Origin of the sequence: Paraburkholderia sp. Clong3, from assembly GCF_050436485.1 — a bacterium.
In the GTDB taxonomy this organism is placed as follows: Bacteria; Pseudomonadota; Gammaproteobacteria; order Burkholderiales; family Burkholderiaceae; genus Paraburkholderia; species Paraburkholderia tuberum.
The window spans coordinates 2,206,057-2,224,362 of record NZ_JBNDMH010000003.1 but is presented as its reverse complement, the minus strand read 5'-3'; the positions used below and the strand labels follow the sequence as shown (position 1 = coordinate 2,224,362).

The window sequence follows — 18,306 nt, the reverse complement described above, 5'->3', positions numbered from 1 at the left end:
GCCGGCGGCAGCGTCGGTTGATCTGGCAAATATTGACAGGGTGCTGAAACAGTGGGCCGGACACTGGTACACTGCCCATCGTTCGCAAAGTTGTGCTCTGTGCCCGTGAGTCGAGATACCTGGTGCGAATCCCGAGGCGCAAATAATAAAGATGCCGTAGTGTCACGGGGGCGCAAGACTGGAGCGGCACAATTCCGCCCAGAGGCCAATAAAAAAACATCGGTACGGGGTAAGCGTGTCCAGAAAATATAAGGTGTTGTTTCTCTGCCGCGATAATTCGATCCGCAGCATCATTGCCGAAGCTTTACTGCGCGAACTGGCGGGGCACCGGTTCGACGCGTTCAGCGCGGGCCCTGAACCGGCCGCGCGCCTTCATCCACTCGCGGTCGCGCAATTGCGGCCCGGCATTTCCGGGCGCGCGGTGCTGAGCCCTAAAAGCTGGCTCGAATTCACCGGCGAATGGGCGCCGCGCATGGATATCGTGATCGCGCTCGACGAATTCGTCGGCGGACTGCACGCGCCGGTATTTCCCGGTGCACCGGCGTTCGTCTATTGGACCATTACCGATCCGCTCGCGGGCGGCCACGGGTCCGCTGACGAGCAGGCCTGTCTTTTCGACAAGACCTTCTGGCAGATCGTCCGGCAGGTCAGCGCGCTTATCGAGCTGCCGCAATATGCGCAGCCTGCCTCGAATCACGCGAATCTCGTCGATGCGGCGAATGCCGTCAATGCGGGGAATACGGTGAATGCCGTAAATGTGGCAAGCGGTGGCGCAAAACCGGTGCGTGGCACGGCGGTTCGTTTCGAAGCCGCAGCCATTGTGCCCGCGCCTTCGAGCGCGGCGGCCTGCACCTAGCGGTTATTCGGGCGCCCGAGCCGCGTGCCGGCGAACGGGTCATTCGACCAGTCCACCTGTTTTTTCGGTTGGGGCGCGGGCGCCGGTTTTGCGGCCAATTCGAAATGCTCAATGCTCTGGCCGGCACTAATAGCCTGCTTCAACCATTGCGGCATTTCGCCGTTGCCGTCCCAGCTGTCTCCGGTCGCATTGCGATAGCGCTCAGCCTTTTTGGCCAATGACTCGGTCGCCAGCGCTGCGGCAAGGTCTTCTGGTCTGATACCAAACTCTTCCATACGATGGCGGAGATACGCAATCATGCTATCTCGCTTCCTTTCGTCCATAGGATATTCGTCCTTCTAAAACGTGCAGCGTGCTGTCGAAGACAGATTGCGGGGAAAAAGCTGCGAAGCATCGAGCCCGACTGAATGGGGCCGCTCCGCGGTGGGGTTGTCGATTGACGGAAATGCCATGTGCCGGGTTAAAAAACGTTGCTCCCTGAATTGCAATACGGCCTCGGACAAAGACGGCCGCTGGAACAACCGACCCTCGAACCGAGAGTCTCGATCAGCAAATATTTCAGCATGTCGCAACGCGACGAACGAGGCCGGTAAGCCTGACGTTCGCTATGAAAAACTCTGTGTCTCGATGCAATGATTGCGAATGGATGGAGTCATTCCACGCTGTCCGTCTTTCACCGGACTTTCGTCGATGTGCGGGTTCGCTTTTTGTGCGTTGTAGCAACATGATAGCGCAATGCGCGAGCAAAGCACGCTTAGTTCACGTTGAATTTGTCGGTGAACGCGGTTTATCGAACGGTGTGGACGATTGGCGACACTGCTGGAAGCTCCTGGGATTGAATTCCGGTATGCGCGAACTATAAAAGAAGGACGACAAGCTGCGAATGCAGACTTACAGCCGCCTTGTGCGCGCCGATTCCGCCGACGCTCGGGAACGCGTCGAGTATCGGCTGCAAGCGCGGTAATTCTTCATCTGTTTAGTTCGGTGACCCGTCGCAGCAGTAGCGCATTGGCATCGACCCGTTCCTCGGCCCGATTGGGCAGGTTGGCTGTTCGCGGATCAATTCTTGTGGAGGACGAACACTGCTGCGCCGGATTCGAGGAGTCCGGAAATGAGAGTACGTATATTGATGATTGCCGCGACCGCCGTTCTGTTTCTCGCGCCGAGAACGGCCATCGCGGAGGAGTGGAGCGGCCAGGCGGACCACGCCGTGTCGGGTCGCGCGATGATGGAGCACGATGCGGACGAATCGGCGCAGGCGACGACCGACATGTCGTTCGGTCAGAACTGGGACCCGCGAGAGCAGGGCATACGCAACGCGTCGTATGGTGGTGTTCCGGCGGGCGAGTCGCAAGCGGGAGGCCGGCGCAGCCAGTCATGCTCGTTCAGCACGGAGTGCAAGACTTATTTCGGTCAATGACCAGAGTTAGCGAGCGGCAGCGGGGCGCCAGGAACGACCCCGGATCGCGAGGCAACGAACAGGTGCCGAGCGCTGCCGCCGCCGCCTTTCACGCGCTTGATCGCAAGCGCATGCCATTTCACGCGAATGCCAATTCCCGCTGGGCATCAGCGCAGCGCTCGCCGAGGCGAGCGACGATATCGTCGACGCCGCGCGCCGCGTCGTTTTCCGCCGCTTCGTAGTAACCGCGGAACTCCTCGAGCAGAGCGCGCCATGACCCATGCCAGCGCGTTTCTCTTAGACAGGCGCCGGACGAATCGGCAATACGCAACACGCCGTTGTCCGGATAGAACGTCAGCGTGACGAGGAGGCCGTCGATGACGCAGGCGGCGGTGCAGGGGCGAGTCGTGACCATGTGTGGTGTCCTTTCGATAAACCAATGTGTGTGCGTTAGACGGTGACGCGAGGTTTAGCAAACGCTGTGCCTGTGATGCCCACGTGACCGTGGCCATCGACTCAAGCGTCCTTTTTCGTTGCCTTGACGGCAAAATTCGCTCGATCAATAACCCGTGTTCGCAGTATTCCAATGATTGACGACAATTTTTTGTATTCGTCGCGCAGCGATGCGTAATCGCTTCAGTATCATCCATTAAGGGTTTGTGCGGAGTCGTTCTATCGAATGCGCCGATTCGACTGTTGTCAGGCAACCGGACAGAGTCAGAGCGAGGACGGCGTCGCCGGGCATCTGAGCTCAGCGAATTGCAGCGATCATATTTTTATGGCAAATGAATCGCCCACCGTCATAAAAGATTTGACGCGGCAAACCCGATTAATCGGGAATGGCGATGCGCAGCCACTTGTCTTGCCATTCCTTTGCGCGTTTGCTAGCATCCCCGAAACCGTTTGAAATAGTCATAACGTTCGGCAATTTCCGGACCCGCTCACGTTGGGTCGCCCGGTAGTCCATCTCGTTGCGAGGAATATGTTATGGCTAGCTCTCTACCCCTCCGCTGACGCTCGCGGGAACGCATGTGCAAAGCCGCGCGGCTCCTTGCGCAAGCTCATCCGCCACGACTCCGCATACCGATTGCATCGCATGGAGAAGCACGCGCTTTTCGCGATTGGCTCTCCGGAACAAATCGACGCATTAGAAAGGAACCGCTATTGGTTTCAAAAAGCGTAACCCCGTCCGATAAAAGCGATTAATAGTCCGCTTTTCTTTTTATTCGAAGCGACTGCACTTGCCGGTGCCAAGCGTAGTACGCGATCTGCGACAAAACATTTGCCGTAACATCGACGCAATCAAAAGGAGCATTTCATGGCTTGTAATTCTACGGACTCCGGGCTCATGCAGGTGAAGGCGATCGCGGTTGCGTTGGTGGTTTGCGTCGCCGCGGCGGGTCCGGCGCTGGCACAGGACAACGCGGCCGCGTCCGCGCCGGAACAGCGGGCAATTGGCGCCGCCGCGCTGCTGCACGTTCAGGCGCGCGTCGTCGCGATCGACCCCGCGACGAACAGCGTGACGCTGCGCGGCCCGCAAGGCGGCGAGGAAACTTTCGACGTGAATCCGCAAGCCGCCGACGTCAGCAAGCTGCATGTCGGCGACGTCGTGACGATTGCGTACAAGAGGGCGGTGCTGGTCGGCGTCGACAAACTCGCGCCGAACGGAATCCGCCAGCGCATCGATACCGAAGTCACACAGCCTGCGGCGAACGGTGTCGTTGCATCGGCGCGGCGCGTCGAGGTCGTCGCGACGGTGCGCAAGATCGATCGCAAGAAGCGCACGATCACGCTGCGCGGGCCGTCGCGCACGGAAACGCTCGACGTGGCGCCGGACATTACGCTCGACAAACTGAAGGTCGGCGATTCGGTGCGCGCGGTATTCGTCTCGGCCATCGCGGCGTCGGTGTCGCGCAATGGCGCGGACGTCAAATAACGGCGATCGAGAAGGCTTAAATAAACTACGCTGAAGCGTATCGAGGTGCACGGCGTCGAACCGCAACCGGCGGTTCGACGTCGCGCCGGCCATTGCGGCTCAGGTTTCACGATGGTCATCGCGTCGCGCGCGAAGGAGCGGGGAATGGAACAGAGCGAAACGGAAACCACTGCCGAATCGGAGCGCAAACGGCTGGTCCGCAGCAAGATACACGTGGGCTTCGCCGCGCTCGGCACGTTATCGTCGGTGTTCGGGATCGGCATAGCGATCATCGGCGGGATCAACTTCGACCAGACCAAGGTGCTGGTCGGCGTCGGCATCATCGTCGTGTCGACCATTCTGTATGTCTCAATGCTTTTCATCGCTGCCGATGATTAGCCGCTTCGCTTCCCTTTAGCGCTCGCTCCCGCTGCCGATCCACTTTTGCTATCGCCCCCGCGAATAGTCGAATTGTTGGCGCATCGCACCGCCCGTATATTGACTGCAGCGATATACAACAACTCGATGGCACGCCGCACGGCGGCCTACAGGAGCACAGCAATGAATCGGATCGATCTGGAGGGGCGCACGGTCGTCATCACCGGCGGCGCGCGTGGCATCGGCTACGCGGTCGCGCAGCGGGCGTTGCGCTCGGGCGCGTCGGTCGCGTTGTGGGACGTCGATAGCGAACGGCTCGCGCGCAGCCAGCGCGAGCTGAGCGAACTCGGCAAGGTCAGCGCCATCACGGTCGAGCTGACCGACGACGCCGCGGTTCAGCAGGCCACCGCGCAAACGGTCGCCGGGCACGGCTCGATCGACGTGCTGATCAACTGCGCGGGCATCACCGGCGGCAACGGCGCGACCTGGGAGCTTGCGCCCGACATGTGGCGCCGCGTGATCGACGTGAATCTGATCGGTCCGTACCTGACCTGCCGCGCGGTCGTGCCGCAGATGCTGAAGCAGGGCTACGGCCGCATCGTCAATATCGCGTCGGTGGCGGGCAAGGAGGGCAATCCGAATGCTTCGCACTACAGCGCATCGAAAGCGGGGTTGATCGGGCTCACCAAGTCGCTCGGCAAGGAACTCGCGACCAGAAACATCCTCGTCAATGCGGTCACGCCGGCCGCGGCCAAGACCGAAATCTTCGATTCGATGTCGCAGCAGCACATCGACTACATGCTGTCGAAGATTCCGATGAACCGTTTCCTGCTGCCGGAAGAAGCGGCGTCGCTGATCCTGTGGCTGTCTTCCGAAGACTGCGCGTTCAGCACCGGCTCGGTATTCGACCTGTCGGGCGGCCGCGCCACCTATTGAGCGCGCTGCTCGCGCATTGCTCACGCAGTGCTCACATCCCGCAGCGTATTGCACACGCGTCGAACGCGCGTTGTCGAGCCGCTTCGACGCCTCTCTCCCGGAGCCCTTTCATGGCCATGCCTACCATCCGGCACGTGCGTGCCTTCATCGTTCGCGGCGGTGGCGCGGACTATCACGACCAGGCCGGCGGACACTGGATCGACGATCACATCGCGACGCCGATGGCGCGTTATCCCGAGTACCGCCAGAGCCGTCAGTCGTTCGGCATCAATGTGCTCGGCACGCTGGTCGTCGAGATCGAAGCGAGCGACGGCACCGTGGGCTTCGCGGTGACGACCGGCGGCGAGATCGGCGCGTTCATCGTCGAAAAACATCTCGCGCGTTTTCTCGAAGGGCAACTGGTGACCGACATCGAAAAGATGTGGGATCAGATGTACTTCGCGACGCTGTACTACGGGCGCAAGGGCGTCGTGCTGAACACGATTTCCGGTGTCGATCTCGCGCTGTGGGATCTGCTCGCGAAGGTTCGCAAGGAGCCCGTGTATCAGCTATTGGGCGGCCCGGTGCGCGACGAGCTCGTGTTCTATGCGACCGGCGCGCGGCCCGATCTCGCGAAGGAGATGGGCTTCATCGGCGGCAAGCTGCCGTTGCAGCATGGTCCCGCGGAAGGCGAAGACGGACTCAGGCAAAACCTCGACAAGCTCGCCGACATGCGCTCGCGCGTCGGCGACGACTTCTGGCTGATGTACGACTGCTGGATGAGCCTCGACGTGCGCTACGCGACGCGGCTCGCGCAAGGCGCGCACGAATACGGCCTCAAATGGGTCGAGGAATGTCTTCCTCCCGACGATTACTGGGGTTACGCCGAACTGCGCCGCAACGTGCCACGCGGCATGATGGTGTCGACCGGCGAGCACGAGGCGACGCGCTGGGGCTTCCGGATGCTGCTGGAGATGCAGTGCTGCGATCTGATCCAGCCCGACGTCGGCTGGTGCGGCGGCATCACCGAGCTGATCAAGATTTCCGCGCTCGCCGATGCGCACAACGTGATGGTGGTGCCGCATGGGTCGTCGGTGTACAGCTATCACTTCGTCGTCACGCGCCATAACTCGCCGTTCTCCGAGTTTCTGATGATGGCGCCGAAAGCCGACGAAGTCGTGCCGATGTTCAACCCGCTGCTGCTCGACGAGCCGGTGCCGGTGAACGGGCGCATGAAGGTGCCGGACACGCCGGGCTTTGGCGTGCGGCTCAATCCGGAATGCGCGCTGCTGCGGCCTTATCAGCATTGAACGTGTCGAACGTTTTGAACCTGTGCCGAACGGCGAACCGCCGCAAAGGAGATTAGGGTGCTGCTCAAGGACAAAGTCGTGATCGTCACCGGCGGCTCGCGCGGCATCGGACGCGCGATCGCGGTGGCCTGCGCGCGCGAAGGCGCGGACGTGGCGATCAACTACTGGGGCGACAACGACGCATCGTATGGCCGGCGCTCGGCGGTCGAGGAAGTCGTCGGCGAAATCGAGGCGTTGGGGCGGCGCGTGATCGCGGTGGAAGGCAACGTCGCGGCGCGCGACACCGGCCAGGAGCTGGTGCGACGGACGGTCGACGCGTTCGGCAAGCTCGACGTGCTCGCGAGCAATGCCGGCATCTGCCCGTTTCACGCGTTTCTCGACATGCCGGCGGACGTGCTCGAATCGACGGTCGCGGTCAATCTGAACGGCGCGTTCTTCGTGACACAGGCTGCCGCGCAGCAGATGAAAAAGCAGGGCACCGGCGGCGCGATCGTCGCGACGAGTTCGATCAGCGCGTTGGTGGGCGGCGGCATGCAAACGCATTACACGCCGACCAAGGCCGGCGTGCATTCGCTGATGCAGTCGTGCGCGATCGCGTTGGGGCCGTTCGGCATCCGCTGCAACTCTGTCATGCCGGGCACGATCGCGACCGATCTGAACGCCGAAGATCTCGCCGACGAAGCGAAGAAGGCCTACTTCGAAAAGCGCATTCCGCTCGGCCGCCTCGGGCGTCCCGACGACGTCGCCGATTGCGTCGTGTTTCTCGCGTCGGACCGCGCGCGCTATGTGACGGGCGCCGCGCTGCTCGTCGACGGCGGCCTGTTCGTGAACCTGCAATGAGCGACGCGCGATGCGGGCGTCAATTGACCGTGACGGGCGTAGTCGGCGTGCCGGGTGCGGCGGCCGGATTGTCGCGCGCGAGGTCGCGCGAGAAGCCGCGCAGCAGTTCGATGAAGCGCAGCGCCGGCTCGGCGAGCTGCTCTTCCTTGCGCGTGAGAATGCCGAAACCCGCGAGACTCTTGCCGATTTCGAGTGGCAGCGCGACCAGCAGCCCGCCGCGCACATGATCGCGCACGACCGACTCCGGCAGCATCGCGACCGCATCGTAATTCTCGAGCAATTGCAGCGTCGCGAAGATCGACGCGCATTCGGTCAGATTGACTGGCGTGGCGAGCCCGGCACGCGCGAGTTCTTCCTCGAACAGCACGCGCGCCGGACTCGTGACGGGTTGCGCAACCCACGGCCACGCGACCAGTTCGCGCAACGTGATGCGCGTGCGCCGCGCGAGCGGATGCACGGCGCGCACGACGAGCAGCAGCGTTTCGCGCGCGAGCGGCTCGAAGCTGAAGTCGTTGTGCTGCAGAGGGTTGGTCAGGCGCCCCAGCGCGAGATCGACCTCGCGCCGATGCAGCAATTGCACGACCTGATCGCTTGTTTCACCGAGGATGCGCACGCTGAGCAGCGGGCTTTCGGTCTTCAGCGCGGCGACCGACATCGCCAGCAGATCGGGCGCGGCGCCCATGATCGCGCCGACGGTCAACTGGCCGTGACCGCCGCGGCGTTTGACATCGAGGTCTTCGGCGAAGCGTGTGAGCTCGGCAAGCGCACGGCGCGCGTAAGCGAGCGTGACGACGCCGAGCGGCGTCGGCGTCATGCCGCGCGCGTTGCGCTCGAACAGCAGGAAGCCGAACGCTTCCTCGATGTCGCCGAGCATGCGGCTCGCGCTCGGTTGCGCGACGTTGACGGCCTCGGCGGCCTGATGCAGGTTGCGGGTGTCGTCGAGTGCGACGAGCAGGGCGAGATGCTTGAACTTGAGACGATTGACGAGTGCGACGGCGGCTGAATGTTGGCTCATGGTGCCAGTAGGAGTGCCCGTGCGATTCGGTTTGTGGATCGACCAATCCCAACAACGGATTGAGAGGCTATCGATGCAGGAATTATAGTCGTTCGAAGAGGTCGACAGGAGACAGGCCGCAATGGAGACAATCGCTTTCCGGATGGTGCTGAACCCCGGCATGCGCGAAGAATACGAACGGCGTCATACGCAGATCTGGCCCGAGCTCGTTGACGCGCTGCACAACGCCGGCGTGCGCGACTACCGGATTTTCTTCGACCCCGACACGCATCATCTTTTCGCGGTGCTCTCGCGCACCAGCGATCACACGATGGACCAGTTGCCGCAACTCGACGTGATGCGCAAATGGTGGGATTACATGGCCGACATCATGCAGACCGGGCCCGATCATACGCCGCTGTCGCAGACGCTCGAGCCGGTCTTTCATCTCAGTCATTGAGTCGCGCTGAACGCAGCTGAACCCCGCAACGACGCACGAACCTCGAAACGCTTTTCACCGGACGAAGGTGCCGCATGCAGGTTGTCGATTCGCATATCCATCTGTGGGATCTGAAGACGCATCGCTATCCGTGGCTGGAGAACCCGGGCGTGTCGTTCGTCGGCGATGCGCGCGATCTGAAGCACGACTATCTGCTCGACGATCTGCTCGGTGAAGCGGGCGACGTCGACGTGCTGAAGCTCGTGCACGTCGAAGCGAATCACGATCCGGCCGATCCCGTCGAGGAAACGCGCTGGTTGCAGTCGATCGCGGATCGCGACGCCTCGCGCGGCTTGCCGAATGCGATCGTCGCCGCCGTGGACCTGTCCGCGCAAAATGCGCCCGCGTTGCTCGAAGCGCATGCGTCGTTCGCGAATACGCGCGGCATCCGGCAGATTCTCAACGTGCACGACAACAAACTGTTCGATTACGTCGGCCGTCATTACATGCGCGAGCCGCGGTGGCGCGAGCATTTCGCGTTGCTGCGCCGTTACGACCTGTCGTTCGATCTGCAGCTGTATCCGTCGCAAATGGAAGAGGCGGCCGCCTTGGCGCGTGCGCATGCGGACACGCTTCTGGTCGTCAATCATGCGGGCATGTTCGTCGATCGTAATAGCGTGGCCGGTTACCGCGCGTGGCGCGAAGGCATGCGCCTGCTCGCGGCGTGTCCGAACGTCGCGGTGAAGATCAGCGGGCTCGCGATGTTCGATCATCACTGGACCGTCGAAAGCCTGCGGCCTTATGTGCTCGAAACGATCGATACGTTCGGCGTCGAACGCGCGATGTTCGCGTCGAATTTTCCGGTCGACCGGCTGTTTGGTTCGTATACGGATTTGTGGCGCGCGTATGCGGCGATCGTTGGCGATGCGAGCGAGGCTGAGAAGGACGCGCTGTTTCGGCGCAACGCGGAACGGTACTACCGGATTTGACGCGCCGCGCGTCGAAGAGAAGACAGCCGCAAAAAAGGAGACACGCAGTGCAGCCATCCCTTTCCACGGTGCCGCGACTCGAATTGCGGCACGCGAGCAAATCCTTCGGCCGGGTGCGCGCGCTGTCCGACGGCGACCTCGTGCTGTGGCCCGGCGAGGTGCATGCGCTGCTCGGCGAGAACGGCGCGGGCAAATCGACGCTCGTGAAAATTCTCGCCGGGGTGCATCAGCCCGACGCCGGCGAGCTTCTGGTGAACGGCGAGCCACGTCGCTTCGCGACGCCGGCCGAAGCGCGCGACGCCGGGCTCGCGGTCATCTATCAGGAGCCGACGTTGTTCTTCGATCTGTCGATCGCGGAGAACATCTTCATGGGCCGGCAGCCGGTCGACCGCTTCGGCCGCATCCAGTACGACGCGATGCATCGCGAGGTGGACGGACTGCTCGCGTCGCTCGGCGTCGAGTTGCGCGCGGATCAACTGGTGCGCGGTCTGTCGATCGCGGATCAGCAGGTGATCGAAATCGCGAAGGCGTTGTCGCTGAACGCGAGCGTGCTGATCATGGATGAACCGACGGCCGCATTGTCGCTGCCCGAAGTCGAGCGGCTCTTCGCGATCGTGCGCAAGCTGCGCGAACGCGACGTCGCGATTCTGTTCATCACGCACCGGCTCGACGAAGTGTTCGCGCTGACGCAGCGCGTGACGATCATGCGCGATGGCGCGAAAGTCTTCGACGCGCTGACCGCCGATCTGAGCACCGACGCGATCGTCGCCAGGATGGTCGGCCGCGATCTGCAAACGTTCTATCCGAAGGCCGATTGCACACCGGGCGACGTGCGTCTGTCGGTGCGCGGCCTGACGCGCATCGGCGTGTTCAAGGATGTCTCGTTCGACGTGCGCGCCGGCGAGATCGTCGCGCTCGCGGGCCTCGTCGGCGCGGGACGCAGCGAGGTCGCGCGGGCGATCTTCGGTATCGATCCGCTCGATTCGGGCGAAGTGTGGCTGACCGGCAAGCGGCTCGACACCGGCAAGCCCGCGGCCGCGGTGCGCGCCGGGCTCGCGCTGGTGCCGGAGGATCGCCGCCAGCAAGGGCTCGCGCTCGAACTGAGCATCGCGCGCAATGCGTCGATGACGGTGCTCGGACGGCTCGTTCGGCATGGGCTCATTTCGACGCGCAGCGAAACGCAGCTCGCCAACAAGTGGGGCACGCGTCTGCGCCTGAAGGCGAGCGACCCGGGGGCGCCGGTCGGTACGCTGTCGGGCGGCAACCAGCAGAAGGTCGTGCTCGGCAAGTGGCTCGCGACCGGCCCGAAAGTGCTGATCATCGACGAACCGACGCGCGGCATCGACGTTGGCGCGAAAGCCGAGGTGTATGGCGCGCTCGCCGAACTCGTGCGCGATGGCATGGCCGTGCTGATGATTTCGAGCGAGTTGCCCGAGGTGCTCGGTATGGCCGATCGCGTACTCGTGATGCACGAAGGCCGCATCAGCGCGGAGCTCGCGCGCGCCGACGCGAACGAGGAGCGCATCATGGGCGCCGCGCTCGGTCAGGGACTTTCACCATTGGGACGTGCAGCATGATGCGCCATTCGACCCATCCCGCGCCGGTGCGGCAGTCGCTGCCGAAGCGTTCCGCCGCTTCATCGGGCGGCCTCGTCGCGAGCGTCGCGAAGAGCCGCGAAACCACGTTGTTCGTCGTGCTGATCCTGCTGATCGCGGGGACCGGGCTCGCGAAGCCGCAGTTCCTGAATCTGCAGAACCTGCGCGACGTGCTGCTGAACGTATCGATCATCGGTCTGCTCACGGCCGGCATGACCGTCGTGATCCTGATGCGGCATATCGATCTGTCGGTCGGCTCGACGGTGGGTATCAGCGCGTACGCGGTGGGCAGCCTGTACGTTGGGTTCCCGCATATGCCGGTGCTCGTCGCGCTGGCCGCGGGGCTCGCGATCGGGCTCGTCGCGGGCGGCATCAATGCGCTGCTCGTCGCGGTGGGGCGCGTGCCTTCGCTCGTGGCGACGCTGTCGACGCTGTACATCTTTCGCGGCGCCGATTACGCATGGGTGCACGGCGGCCAGATCAACGCGACCAGTCTGCCCGACGCGTACTCGCGGCTCGCGACCGGCACGCTGCTCGGCATCCCGACGCTCGCTCTGATCGCGATCGTCGTACTCGCCGGCCTGTCGGTGTATCTGAAGCAGTTTCGCGGCGGTCGCGAGCACTATGCGATCGGCTCGAATCCGGAAGCCGCGCGGCTCGCGGGCGTGAACGTCGAGCGTCGCGTGATGTCGGGCTTTTTGTTGTCCGGGGCGATTGCGGGCTTCGCGGGCGCGTTGTGGCTCGCGCGCTTCGGCACCGTCGATGCCAGCACCGCGAAGGGCATCGAATTGCAGGTCGTCGCGGCGGCGGTGGTCGGCAGTGTCGCGATTACGGGCGGCGTCGGCACGATCCTCGGCGCGACGCTCGGTGCGCTCGTGCTCGGCGTGATCAGCATCGCGCTCGTCGTGCTGCACGTGTCGCCATTCTGGGAGCAGGCGATCCAGGGCGCGCTGATCGTCGCCGCGATCGCCGCCGATACGCTGCTGGCCCGCTCCGTCGCCAAACGCATGATGAGGAAACGCGATCATGGCTAAACCCGATTCCGCGCTGCTCACGCGCAAGCGCGAAACGCCGCTGCAATGGGAAGTGTTGCTGGTGATCGTGCTGATCGTGTCGCTGGTGTTGGGCCGCTGGCTGTCGCCGGTGTTTCTGACCGGCGCGAACCTGAGCAACGTATTCGCCGATCTGACCGAGATCGCGCTGATGGCGCTGCCGATGACGCTGATCATCGTCGCCGCCGAAATCGATCTGTTCGGTCGCGTCGGTGCTGGGCGCGTCGAGCGCGCTGATGGGCGTGCTGTGGCACATGGGTCTGCCGATGCCGGTCGTGATCGTTGTGGTGCTGATCGCCGGCGCGCTGGCGGGCCTGCTGAACGGCCTCGTGATCGTCAAGCTGAACCTGCCGTCGCTCGCGGTCACGATCGGTACGCTCGCGCTGTTTCGCGGTCTCGCGTATGTGCTGCTCGGCGATCAGGCGGTCGCGGATTTTCCGGCCGCGTATACGGCGTTCGGCATGAACACGCTTGGCCCCACGTTCGTTCCGTTGCCGTTCGTGATCGTGATCGTCGCCGCCGTGCTGTTCACGGTTGTGCTGCAAGCCACCGCGTTCGGCCGCAGTCTCTATGCGATCGGCGCGAATCCGACCGCCGCCGCGTTCTCCGGCATCGAGGTCGCGAAGATCCGCTTGCGCCTGTTCGTGCTGTCGGGTCTCGTCAGCGCGCTCGCGGGCATCGTCTATACGCTGCGCTTCACGAGCGCGCGCGGCGATAACGGCGAGGGCTTCGAGCTGTCGGTGATCGCCGCGGTGCTGTTCGGTGGCGTCAGCATTTTCGGCGGACGCGGCTCGATGGTCGGCGTGCTGCTGTCGCTGCTGATCATCGGCGTGCTCAAGAACGCGCTGACGCTCGACGACGTATCGAGTGAAACGCTGACCATCGTGACCGGCGTGCTGCTGCTCGCGTCGGTGCTGATTCCGAACCTCGTCGCGCGCTGGCGGGCGGCACGCGACCGGCGTTTCATCGCGAAGTCCGCAGCCACGTCTTCTTCATCCGCAACCTAGCTTCCCCTCTCTGTCCAACAACAACGCAGGAGACACTTCATGTTCAAACCTCTACGTCACACCGGCATGGCCGCGCTCTGCGCCGCGTTGCTCGCGATCAGCTGCGGCGGCGCGTTCGCCGCGGAACTGAAAAGCGGGCTGAAGATCGCGTTCGTGCCGAAGCAGATCAACAACCCGTACGAAGTGATCGCCGACGACGGCGGCCTCGCCGCGATCAAGGAATTCGGCGGCGTGGGCAAGGCGGTCGGGCCATCGGATGCGGGTGCATCGTCGCAGGTGTCGTACATCAACACGCTGATCACGCAGCACCAGGATGCGATCGTGATTGCCGCCAACGATGCGAACGCGGTCGTGCCGTATCTGAAGAAGGCGATGGGTCAGGGCATCAAGGTCGTCACGTTCGACTCCGATACCGCGCCCGAGGGCCGCCAGCTGTTCGTCAATCAGGCGAACGCCGAAGGCATCGGCCGCGGCCAGGTGCAACTGGTCGCGAAGCTGATGGGCGGCGAGGGCGAGTTCGCGATTCTGTCGGCGACGCCGAACGCGACGAACCAGAACACCTGGATCAAGTGGATGCAGGAGGAACTGAAGAAACCGGAGTACTCGAAGATCAAGCTCGTCAAGATCGCGTACGGCAACGACGACGATCAGAAGTCCTTCGTCGAAACGCAGGGCTTGCTGCAGGCGTATCCGAACCTGAAGGCGATCGTCGCGCCGACGACGGTCGGCATCGCGGCGGCGGCGCGCTATATCTCGTCGTCGTCGAGCAAGGGCAAGGTGGCGGTGACGGGCCTCGGCACGCCGAACCAGATGCGCGCGTTCGTGAAGAACGGCACCGTGACCGCGTTCCAGTTGTGGGACCCAAGCGAGCTCGGCTATCTGGCCGCGTACGCGGCGGCGTCGCTCGCGTCGGGCAAGATCACAGGTAAGGAGGGCGAAACGTTCGACGCCGGCAAGCTCGGCAAGCGCACGATTGGCGCGCACGGCGAAATCATTCTCGGGCCGCCGACCACGTTCGATGCGAGCAACATCGACAAGTACAACTTCTGAGCTTCGGCAACGCCGACTGTCCACCTGATCGCCGTTGGCGGGTCGTGGGCAGTCGGCGCAGCGGATCTCGGGGCTTTCGCGTGCGGTCCCGCTCAGCGGCGGATCGCAAAACGCTGCGCATAAGCGGCGGATGGTGAGCCGCTTCCCCACACTGCGCCATCGATCAGTTCCCTTGTGACGTCCTCGCCGGGCACCGGCACGTTCACGCGCGCGGCGGCCTCGCGATACAACTGCGTCTGGTTGATGCGCGCGGCGACCGCGTCGTAGTCGTTGTGCGCATCGATGATCCCCCAGCGCTCGAACTGCGTGAGGAACCACGCGCCTTCGAATGGATGCGGATAGTTGACCGCGCCGTCGTCGAAGAAACGCATCGGCAGGCGGCGCGGGTTCGCCGTGTCGAGGTGGTCGCCGAGCCGCGCCGCGATCAGCGTCTCGTCGATACCGATGTAATCGGGCCGCGCGAGCCAGCGGGCGATCTCGTCGCGATGCCCGGCGCCGTCGAGCCAGCGGCACGCTTCGAGCACGGTCTGCACGAGCGCGCGCGTCGTGCGCGGATGCGCATCGACGAAATCGCCTCGGCAGGCGAGCACTTTCTCGGGATGCTCGGGCCACACCTCGCTCGAATAAGCGATCGTTTTGCCGACACCATGCGCCTCGGCCATTTCATTCCACGGCTCGCCGACGCACAGACCGTCGAGCCGGTCTTCGGCAAGCGCGGCGACCATTTGCGGCGGCGGAATCGCGACACTGTCGATGTCGCGCAACGGATCGACGCCTTGCGCCGCGAGCCAGTAGTACAGCCACATCGCATGCGTGCCGGTCGGGAAGGTGTGCGCGAACACCGGCTTGCGGCCGAGCGTCGCGAGCGCCTCGCGCAATGTGCCATGCTTCGCGAGCGCATCGGCGAGCCGATTCGACAGCGTGATCGCCTGGCCGTTGCGGTTCAGCACCATCAGCACGGCCATGTCGGTGCGCGGGCCGCCGAGGCCGAGCTGCACGCCATACACGAGCCCGTAAAGCGCGTGCGCGGCGTCGAGATCGCCGGCTAGCAGCTTGTCGCGCACGGCGGCCCACGACGGCTGGCGGCACAGTTCGAGCGTGAGCCCGTGCGCATGGCCGAACTCGAGCAGCTTCGCCGCGATCAGCGGCGCCGCGTCGGACAACGCGACGAAGCCGAGCCGCAGATGGGTCTTTTCAGGCGGCTCCGCAAAGGCCGCGGCGGTGACGGAAGTGGCTGGATTCATGAGCGCATCATTTGAGCGAGCCGGCCGACGCGACGACCTCGCGCGCGACCTCGGCGAGTTTGACGCCCTGGTTCATCGCGCGTTTGCGCAGACTCGCGTAGGCGGCCGGTTCGGTGAGTTTCTGCTGATCCATGAGCAGGCGTTTCGCGCGATCGATCAGCTTGCGCTCGGCCAGTTCGTTTTCGGCCTGCGCGAGCCGCTCGCGCAATTGCGACTCCTGCGCGAAACGCGCGAGCGCGACTTCGAGAATCGGCGCGAGCCGCTCGGTCGCGAGGCCTTCGACCAGATACGCGGTGACGCCCGCGTTGACCGCTTGGCGGATCAGTTGCTGGTTCGCGTCGTGGCTGAACATCAGCACGGGGCGCGGCGCGCTCGCGTGCATCACGGCGAGCTGTTCGAGCGTATCGCGCGACGGCGACTCCGTATCGATGATGATGACGTCGGGCCGCTCGTCCTGAACCGCGCGATGCAGCGCCTGCGGCGTCGCGGTGCCGGAGAGCATTTCGCAGCCGAGACAGGCGAGCGCGTCGCGCAGATCGCCGATGGGTTTGTCGGTGTCGGTGACAAGGAGAACACGCAGCATGGAGTCGGGGGAAGGGACATCTGACCAACAGTAGAGCAATGGGTAAAGCAATGGATATGCCAGTCTTCGCGCGACGGGGCTTGGCGAGGTGTGTGAGCGCATTCGCGCGAATGGCGGGGATCAATTGGGGTTTGTTGCGGGCGATCGCTGCGAATCGTCCGCGAAAGAGGTGACGCGGCCACGCCGGTCGCGCTGCACCGGCGAGGGGCATGCAGGACAGCGGACGCCCGATGCACCGAAGCGGCGCAGCGCGTTCGTAGCGGCCGCAGCCTTGGAGCCTTAAAGCCAGCGCGAATAACTGCGCGGTGAAAACAGCAAGGTCACCGCCATCATCGCGGCGATGCAGCCGGTGAGCATGATCCACGCGGCGACGAATCCGCCGCTCCAGTCGCGCACGATGCCGGCCACGAGCGGCGCAACCGCCGCGCCGAACGCGCCGGCGCCCATCGCGACCACCGGCAGACTGGTCAGCAATGACGCGCCGTAGAAGCTCAAGCCGGTCGCGTCGCGAATCGCCGTCGTCAACGGGCTGAGCGAGGTCAGCAGCGGGTGCAGATGGAGCTGGAGGAGCGGGTGGTCGAGCAGGTGCGCAAAAGCGCGGGTGGGGAGGATTTGGGGGCGGTGTTTGGAGTTTAGCGAGACGTGCTGCGACGTGCGCGGTCGCCGAAGCGGCGTGCCGCCAGATTCCAATCAAGACGCCGCGCGTGTTGCGGCGTACGACGTTCGCGCATGCGCTGGAAAGCATCCCGAATGTCAGGGAAGACGTCTATTTCACGCGCTTGGGCGGCGAGGCTGACGTAGCGCGTTCAAGCAGAACGCGGAGTCGGAAGGTATGGCGCGAGTCTGTGGGGCCTCGCGCTTTCGCATGGGTTCGGGCGGGCTGCCCGCATCGCCTGCACAACATCACAGGTACGCAGGGCGGCGCCGTGACCCCTGCTTACCTCCGCCGCGCCGCTTGCCGTGGGGCACCGCCGCCACTCGCACGCTCGTCCTTGTGGCGGAAATTGATCCGCCCCTTGGTCAGGTCGTAGACCGACAATTCGAGCGTCACGCGATCGCCCGCGAGAATACGGATATGGTTCTTGCGCATGCGCCCGGACGCATAGGCGCCGACCACGACGCCGTTGTCGAGCGTCACGCGGTAGCGGCTATCCGGAAGCACTTCGTCGACGATACCGTCAAGTTCAAGCAGTTCTTCTTTCGCCATGCATAACTCCTGGTCGATGGGATAAAGGGGAAACCGGCCGCAGGCATTGCGAGCGGCGCGACTGTGGATTCGTTTGAAAAGCAGCGGCGCCCGAAAGCACGCTGCGCGACATGAGTGACGCGCCGATGACGCCGCTCAAAGATCGGTGACCGACTGACCGCTCACCTGGCCGTCGATCAGCCGTTCCGCATGCGCCATGCACGCGATGCGCGCCTTGCCCATGCCGTCGAACGGAAACAGATACTGCAGGCGAAATACCCGGCCGTCGGCCGCCGGATTGGCGCCGACGCGGCAGATGCGCACCGACGCGTCGTAACCGGCGCCCGGATTGCGGGTCGCTTGCGCGCCCGGGGGGCGGCGCGGATAAACGAGCGGGTGAATTTCGTAACCCTTGTAGGTCTTGACTGCTGGATTCATGAGAAACATGTCCTGTATTGCGTGGTCCACGCGCCGCCTGCGGGGCGCTGCTTCCGGCAACGCTCCTTTGACGCGTCACGGCGCGGACCGGCGGCGCAGCACCGACGGGCGCGCCG

19 protein-coding genes and 2 pseudogenes are annotated in these 18,306 nt (G+C 64.0%); 13 read left to right on the top strand and 8 right to left on the bottom strand.

Features of this window, described 5'->3' with window-relative positions:
• Nucleotides 1–235: 235 nt before the first annotated feature.
• On the top strand, nt 236–856 hold the full coding sequence (locus tag OKW30_RS33610) for an arsenate reductase ArsC (protein ID WP_184062752.1): 621 nt from the start codon (nt 236–238) through the stop codon (nt 854–856).
• Here the strand turns inward: OKW30_RS33610 and OKW30_RS33605 are convergent.
• Nucleotides 853–1,179, bottom strand: coding sequence for an H-NS family nucleoid-associated regulatory protein (locus OKW30_RS33605; RefSeq protein WP_184011295.1), 327 nt, complete (start codon nt 1,177–1,179; stop codon nt 853–855). The two genes, OKW30_RS33610 and OKW30_RS33605, sit on opposite strands and share 4 nt — an antisense overlap.
• A 788-nt stretch (nt 1,180–1,967) precedes the next feature.
• Here OKW30_RS33605 and OKW30_RS33600 point away from each other — a divergent pair.
• The gene (locus OKW30_RS33600) at nt 1,968–2,276 is read left to right on the top strand and encodes a hypothetical protein (RefSeq protein ID WP_184062748.1); all 309 of its coding nucleotides are present in this window, start codon (nt 1,968–1,970) and stop codon (nt 2,274–2,276) included.
• Nucleotides 2,277–2,394: 118 nt separating this feature from the next.
• Here OKW30_RS33600 and OKW30_RS33595 read toward each other — a convergent pair whose 3' ends face one another.
• On the bottom strand, nt 2,395–2,670 hold the full coding sequence (locus OKW30_RS33595; protein WP_184031549.1) for a hypothetical protein: 276 nt from the start codon (nt 2,668–2,670) through the stop codon (nt 2,395–2,397).
• Nucleotides 2,671–3,573: 903 nt separating this feature from the next.
• Here OKW30_RS33595 and OKW30_RS33590 point away from each other — a divergent pair.
• From OKW30_RS33590 to OKW30_RS33570, 5 genes are all read left to right on the top strand, one after another.
• Nucleotides 3,574–4,191, top strand: coding sequence for a copper-binding protein (locus tag OKW30_RS33590; RefSeq protein WP_187626540.1), 618 nt, complete (start codon nt 3,574–3,576; stop codon nt 4,189–4,191).
• A 144-nt stretch (nt 4,192–4,335) separates the two neighbouring features.
• Complete coding sequence (locus OKW30_RS33585) at nt 4,336–4,569, top strand: hypothetical protein (protein ID WP_184062744.1); 234 nt, start codon at nt 4,336–4,338, stop codon at nt 4,567–4,569.
• A gap of 162 nt (nt 4,570–4,731) precedes the next feature.
• Entirely contained in the window at nt 4,732–5,484 is a 753-nt protein-coding gene (locus OKW30_RS33580; RefSeq protein ID WP_184031531.1) for an SDR family NAD(P)-dependent oxidoreductase, read from the top strand.
• A 110-nt stretch (nt 5,485–5,594) separates the two neighbouring features.
• The gene (rhmD, locus tag OKW30_RS33575; protein WP_429348743.1) at nt 5,595–6,773 is read left to right on the top strand and encodes an L-rhamnonate dehydratase; all 1,179 of its coding nucleotides are present in this window, start codon (nt 5,595–5,597) and stop codon (nt 6,771–6,773) included.
• 57 nt (nt 6,774–6,830) lie between these two features.
• Entirely contained in the window at nt 6,831–7,613 is a 783-nt protein-coding gene (locus tag OKW30_RS33570; RefSeq protein WP_184062740.1) for an SDR family NAD(P)-dependent oxidoreductase, read from the top strand.
• A gap of 19 nt (nt 7,614–7,632) precedes the next feature.
• Here the strand turns inward: OKW30_RS33570 and OKW30_RS33565 are convergent, their stop codons facing one another.
• Nucleotides 7,633–8,628, bottom strand: coding sequence for a LysR family transcriptional regulator (locus OKW30_RS33565; RefSeq protein ID WP_018425428.1), 996 nt, complete (start codon nt 8,626–8,628; stop codon nt 7,633–7,635).
• 121 nt (nt 8,629–8,749) lie between these two features.
• Between OKW30_RS33565 and rhaM the strand changes: the two genes are divergently transcribed.
• The 6 genes and pseudogenes from rhaM (at nt 8,750) to rhaS (ending at nt 14,739) form a co-directional block, all read left to right on the top strand.
• Nucleotides 8,750–9,067 carry an L-rhamnose mutarotase gene (rhaM, locus tag OKW30_RS33560; protein ID WP_184062738.1) on the top strand — a complete coding sequence of 106 codons (318 nt, stop codon included), beginning with the start codon at nt 8,750–8,752 and terminating at the stop codon, nt 9,065–9,067.
• 74 nt (nt 9,068–9,141) lie between these two features.
• Nucleotides 9,142–10,035 (top strand): amidohydrolase family protein, encoded by an 894-nt coding sequence (locus OKW30_RS33555; RefSeq protein ID WP_429348742.1) that lies wholly within the window; start codon nt 9,142–9,144, stop codon nt 10,033–10,035.
• Between the two features lie 47 nt (nt 10,036–10,082).
• Entirely contained in the window at nt 10,083–11,612 is a 1,530-nt protein-coding gene (locus tag OKW30_RS33550; protein ID WP_429348741.1) for a sugar ABC transporter ATP-binding protein, read from the top strand.
• Nucleotides 11,609–12,664, top strand: coding sequence for an ABC transporter permease (locus OKW30_RS33545; RefSeq protein ID WP_184031485.1), 1,056 nt, complete (start codon nt 11,609–11,611; stop codon nt 12,662–12,664). The genes OKW30_RS33550 and OKW30_RS33545 overlap by 4 nt, the downstream gene beginning before the upstream one ends.
• Nucleotides 12,657–13,689, top strand: a pseudogene (locus OKW30_RS33540) (ABC transporter permease). Before OKW30_RS33545 ends, OKW30_RS33540 begins: the two are co-directional and overlap by 8 nt.
• Before the next feature lie 39 nt (nt 13,690–13,728).
• On the top strand, nt 13,729–14,739 hold the full coding sequence (gene rhaS / locus OKW30_RS33535) for a rhamnose ABC transporter substrate-binding protein (RefSeq protein WP_184031481.1): 1,011 nt from the start codon (nt 13,729–13,731) through the stop codon (nt 14,737–14,739).
• Nucleotides 14,740–14,831: 92 nt separating this feature from the next.
• On the opposite strand, the gene OKW30_RS33530 is transcribed toward rhaS, so the two are convergent.
• From OKW30_RS33530 to OKW30_RS33510, 5 genes and pseudogenes are all read right to left on the bottom strand, one after another.
• Entirely contained in the window at nt 14,832–15,983 is a 1,152-nt protein-coding gene (locus tag OKW30_RS33530) for a CmpA/NrtA family ABC transporter substrate-binding protein (RefSeq protein ID WP_429348740.1), read from the bottom strand.
• Nucleotides 15,984–15,990: 7 nt separating this feature from the next.
• The gene (locus tag OKW30_RS33525) at nt 15,991–16,566 is read right to left on the bottom strand and encodes an ANTAR domain-containing response regulator (RefSeq protein WP_187616258.1); all 576 of its coding nucleotides are present in this window, start codon (nt 16,564–16,566) and stop codon (nt 15,991–15,993) included.
• Nucleotides 16,567–16,985: 419 nt separating this feature from the next.
• A pseudogene (locus OKW30_RS33520) lies at nt 16,986–17,151 on the bottom strand (cyanate transporter); the annotation flags it as partial.
• A 352-nt stretch (nt 17,152–17,503) separates the two neighbouring features.
• Complete coding sequence (gene infA, locus OKW30_RS33515; protein WP_184031475.1) at nt 17,504–17,773, bottom strand: translation initiation factor IF-1; 270 nt, start codon at nt 17,771–17,773, stop codon at nt 17,504–17,506.
• A gap of 135 nt (nt 17,774–17,908) precedes the next feature.
• Nucleotides 17,909–18,190, bottom strand: a complete 282-nt coding sequence (locus tag OKW30_RS33510) for a hypothetical protein (RefSeq protein ID WP_184062731.1) — start codon at nt 18,188–18,190, stop codon at nt 17,909–17,911.
• Between the last annotated feature and the right edge of the window lie 116 nt (nt 18,191–18,306).

Bases quoted from the DNA above. Each gene is read 5' to 3' on its own strand.
- OKW30_RS33605 (WP_184011295.1), bottom strand. From the start codon at position 1,179: ATGGACGAAAGGAAGCGAGATAGCATGATTGCGTATCTCCGCCATCGT.
- OKW30_RS33600 (WP_184062748.1), top strand. From the start codon at position 1,968: ATGAGAGTACGTATATTGATGATTGCCGCGACCGCCGTTCTGTTTCTC.
- OKW30_RS33595 (WP_184031549.1), bottom strand. From the start codon at position 2,670: ATGGTCACGACTCGCCCCTGCACCGCCGCCTGCGTCATCGACGGCCTC.
- OKW30_RS33590 (WP_187626540.1), top strand. From the start codon at position 3,574: ATGGCTTGTAATTCTACGGACTCCGGGCTCATGCAGGTGAAGGCGATC.
- OKW30_RS33585 (WP_184062744.1), top strand. From the start codon at position 4,336: ATGGAACAGAGCGAAACGGAAACCACTGCCGAATCGGAGCGCAAACGG.
- OKW30_RS33580 (WP_184031531.1), top strand. From the start codon at position 4,732: ATGAATCGGATCGATCTGGAGGGGCGCACGGTCGTCATCACCGGCGGC.
- rhmD (WP_429348743.1), top strand. From the start codon at position 5,595: ATGGCCATGCCTACCATCCGGCACGTGCGTGCCTTCATCGTTCGCGGC.
- OKW30_RS33565 (WP_018425428.1), bottom strand. From the start codon at position 8,628: ATGAGCCAACATTCAGCCGCCGTCGCACTCGTCAATCGTCTCAAGTTC.
- rhaM (WP_184062738.1), top strand. From the start codon at position 8,750: ATGGAGACAATCGCTTTCCGGATGGTGCTGAACCCCGGCATGCGCGAA.
- OKW30_RS33555 (WP_429348742.1), top strand. From the start codon at position 9,142: ATGCAGGTTGTCGATTCGCATATCCATCTGTGGGATCTGAAGACGCAT.
- OKW30_RS33545 (WP_184031485.1), top strand. From the start codon at position 11,609: ATGATGCGCCATTCGACCCATCCCGCGCCGGTGCGGCAGTCGCTGCCG.
- rhaS (WP_184031481.1), top strand. From the start codon at position 13,729: ATGTTCAAACCTCTACGTCACACCGGCATGGCCGCGCTCTGCGCCGCG.
- OKW30_RS33530 (WP_429348740.1), bottom strand. From the start codon at position 15,983: ATGAATCCAGCCACTTCCGTCACCGCCGCGGCCTTTGCGGAGCCGCCT.
- OKW30_RS33525 (WP_187616258.1), bottom strand. From the start codon at position 16,566: ATGCTGCGTGTTCTCCTTGTCACCGACACCGACAAACCCATCGGCGAT.
- infA (WP_184031475.1), bottom strand. From the start codon at position 17,773: ATGGCGAAAGAAGAACTGCTTGAACTTGACGGTATCGTCGACGAAGTG.
- OKW30_RS33510 (WP_184062731.1), bottom strand. From the start codon at position 18,190: ATGAATCCAGCAGTCAAGACCTACAAGGGTTACGAAATTCACCCGCTC.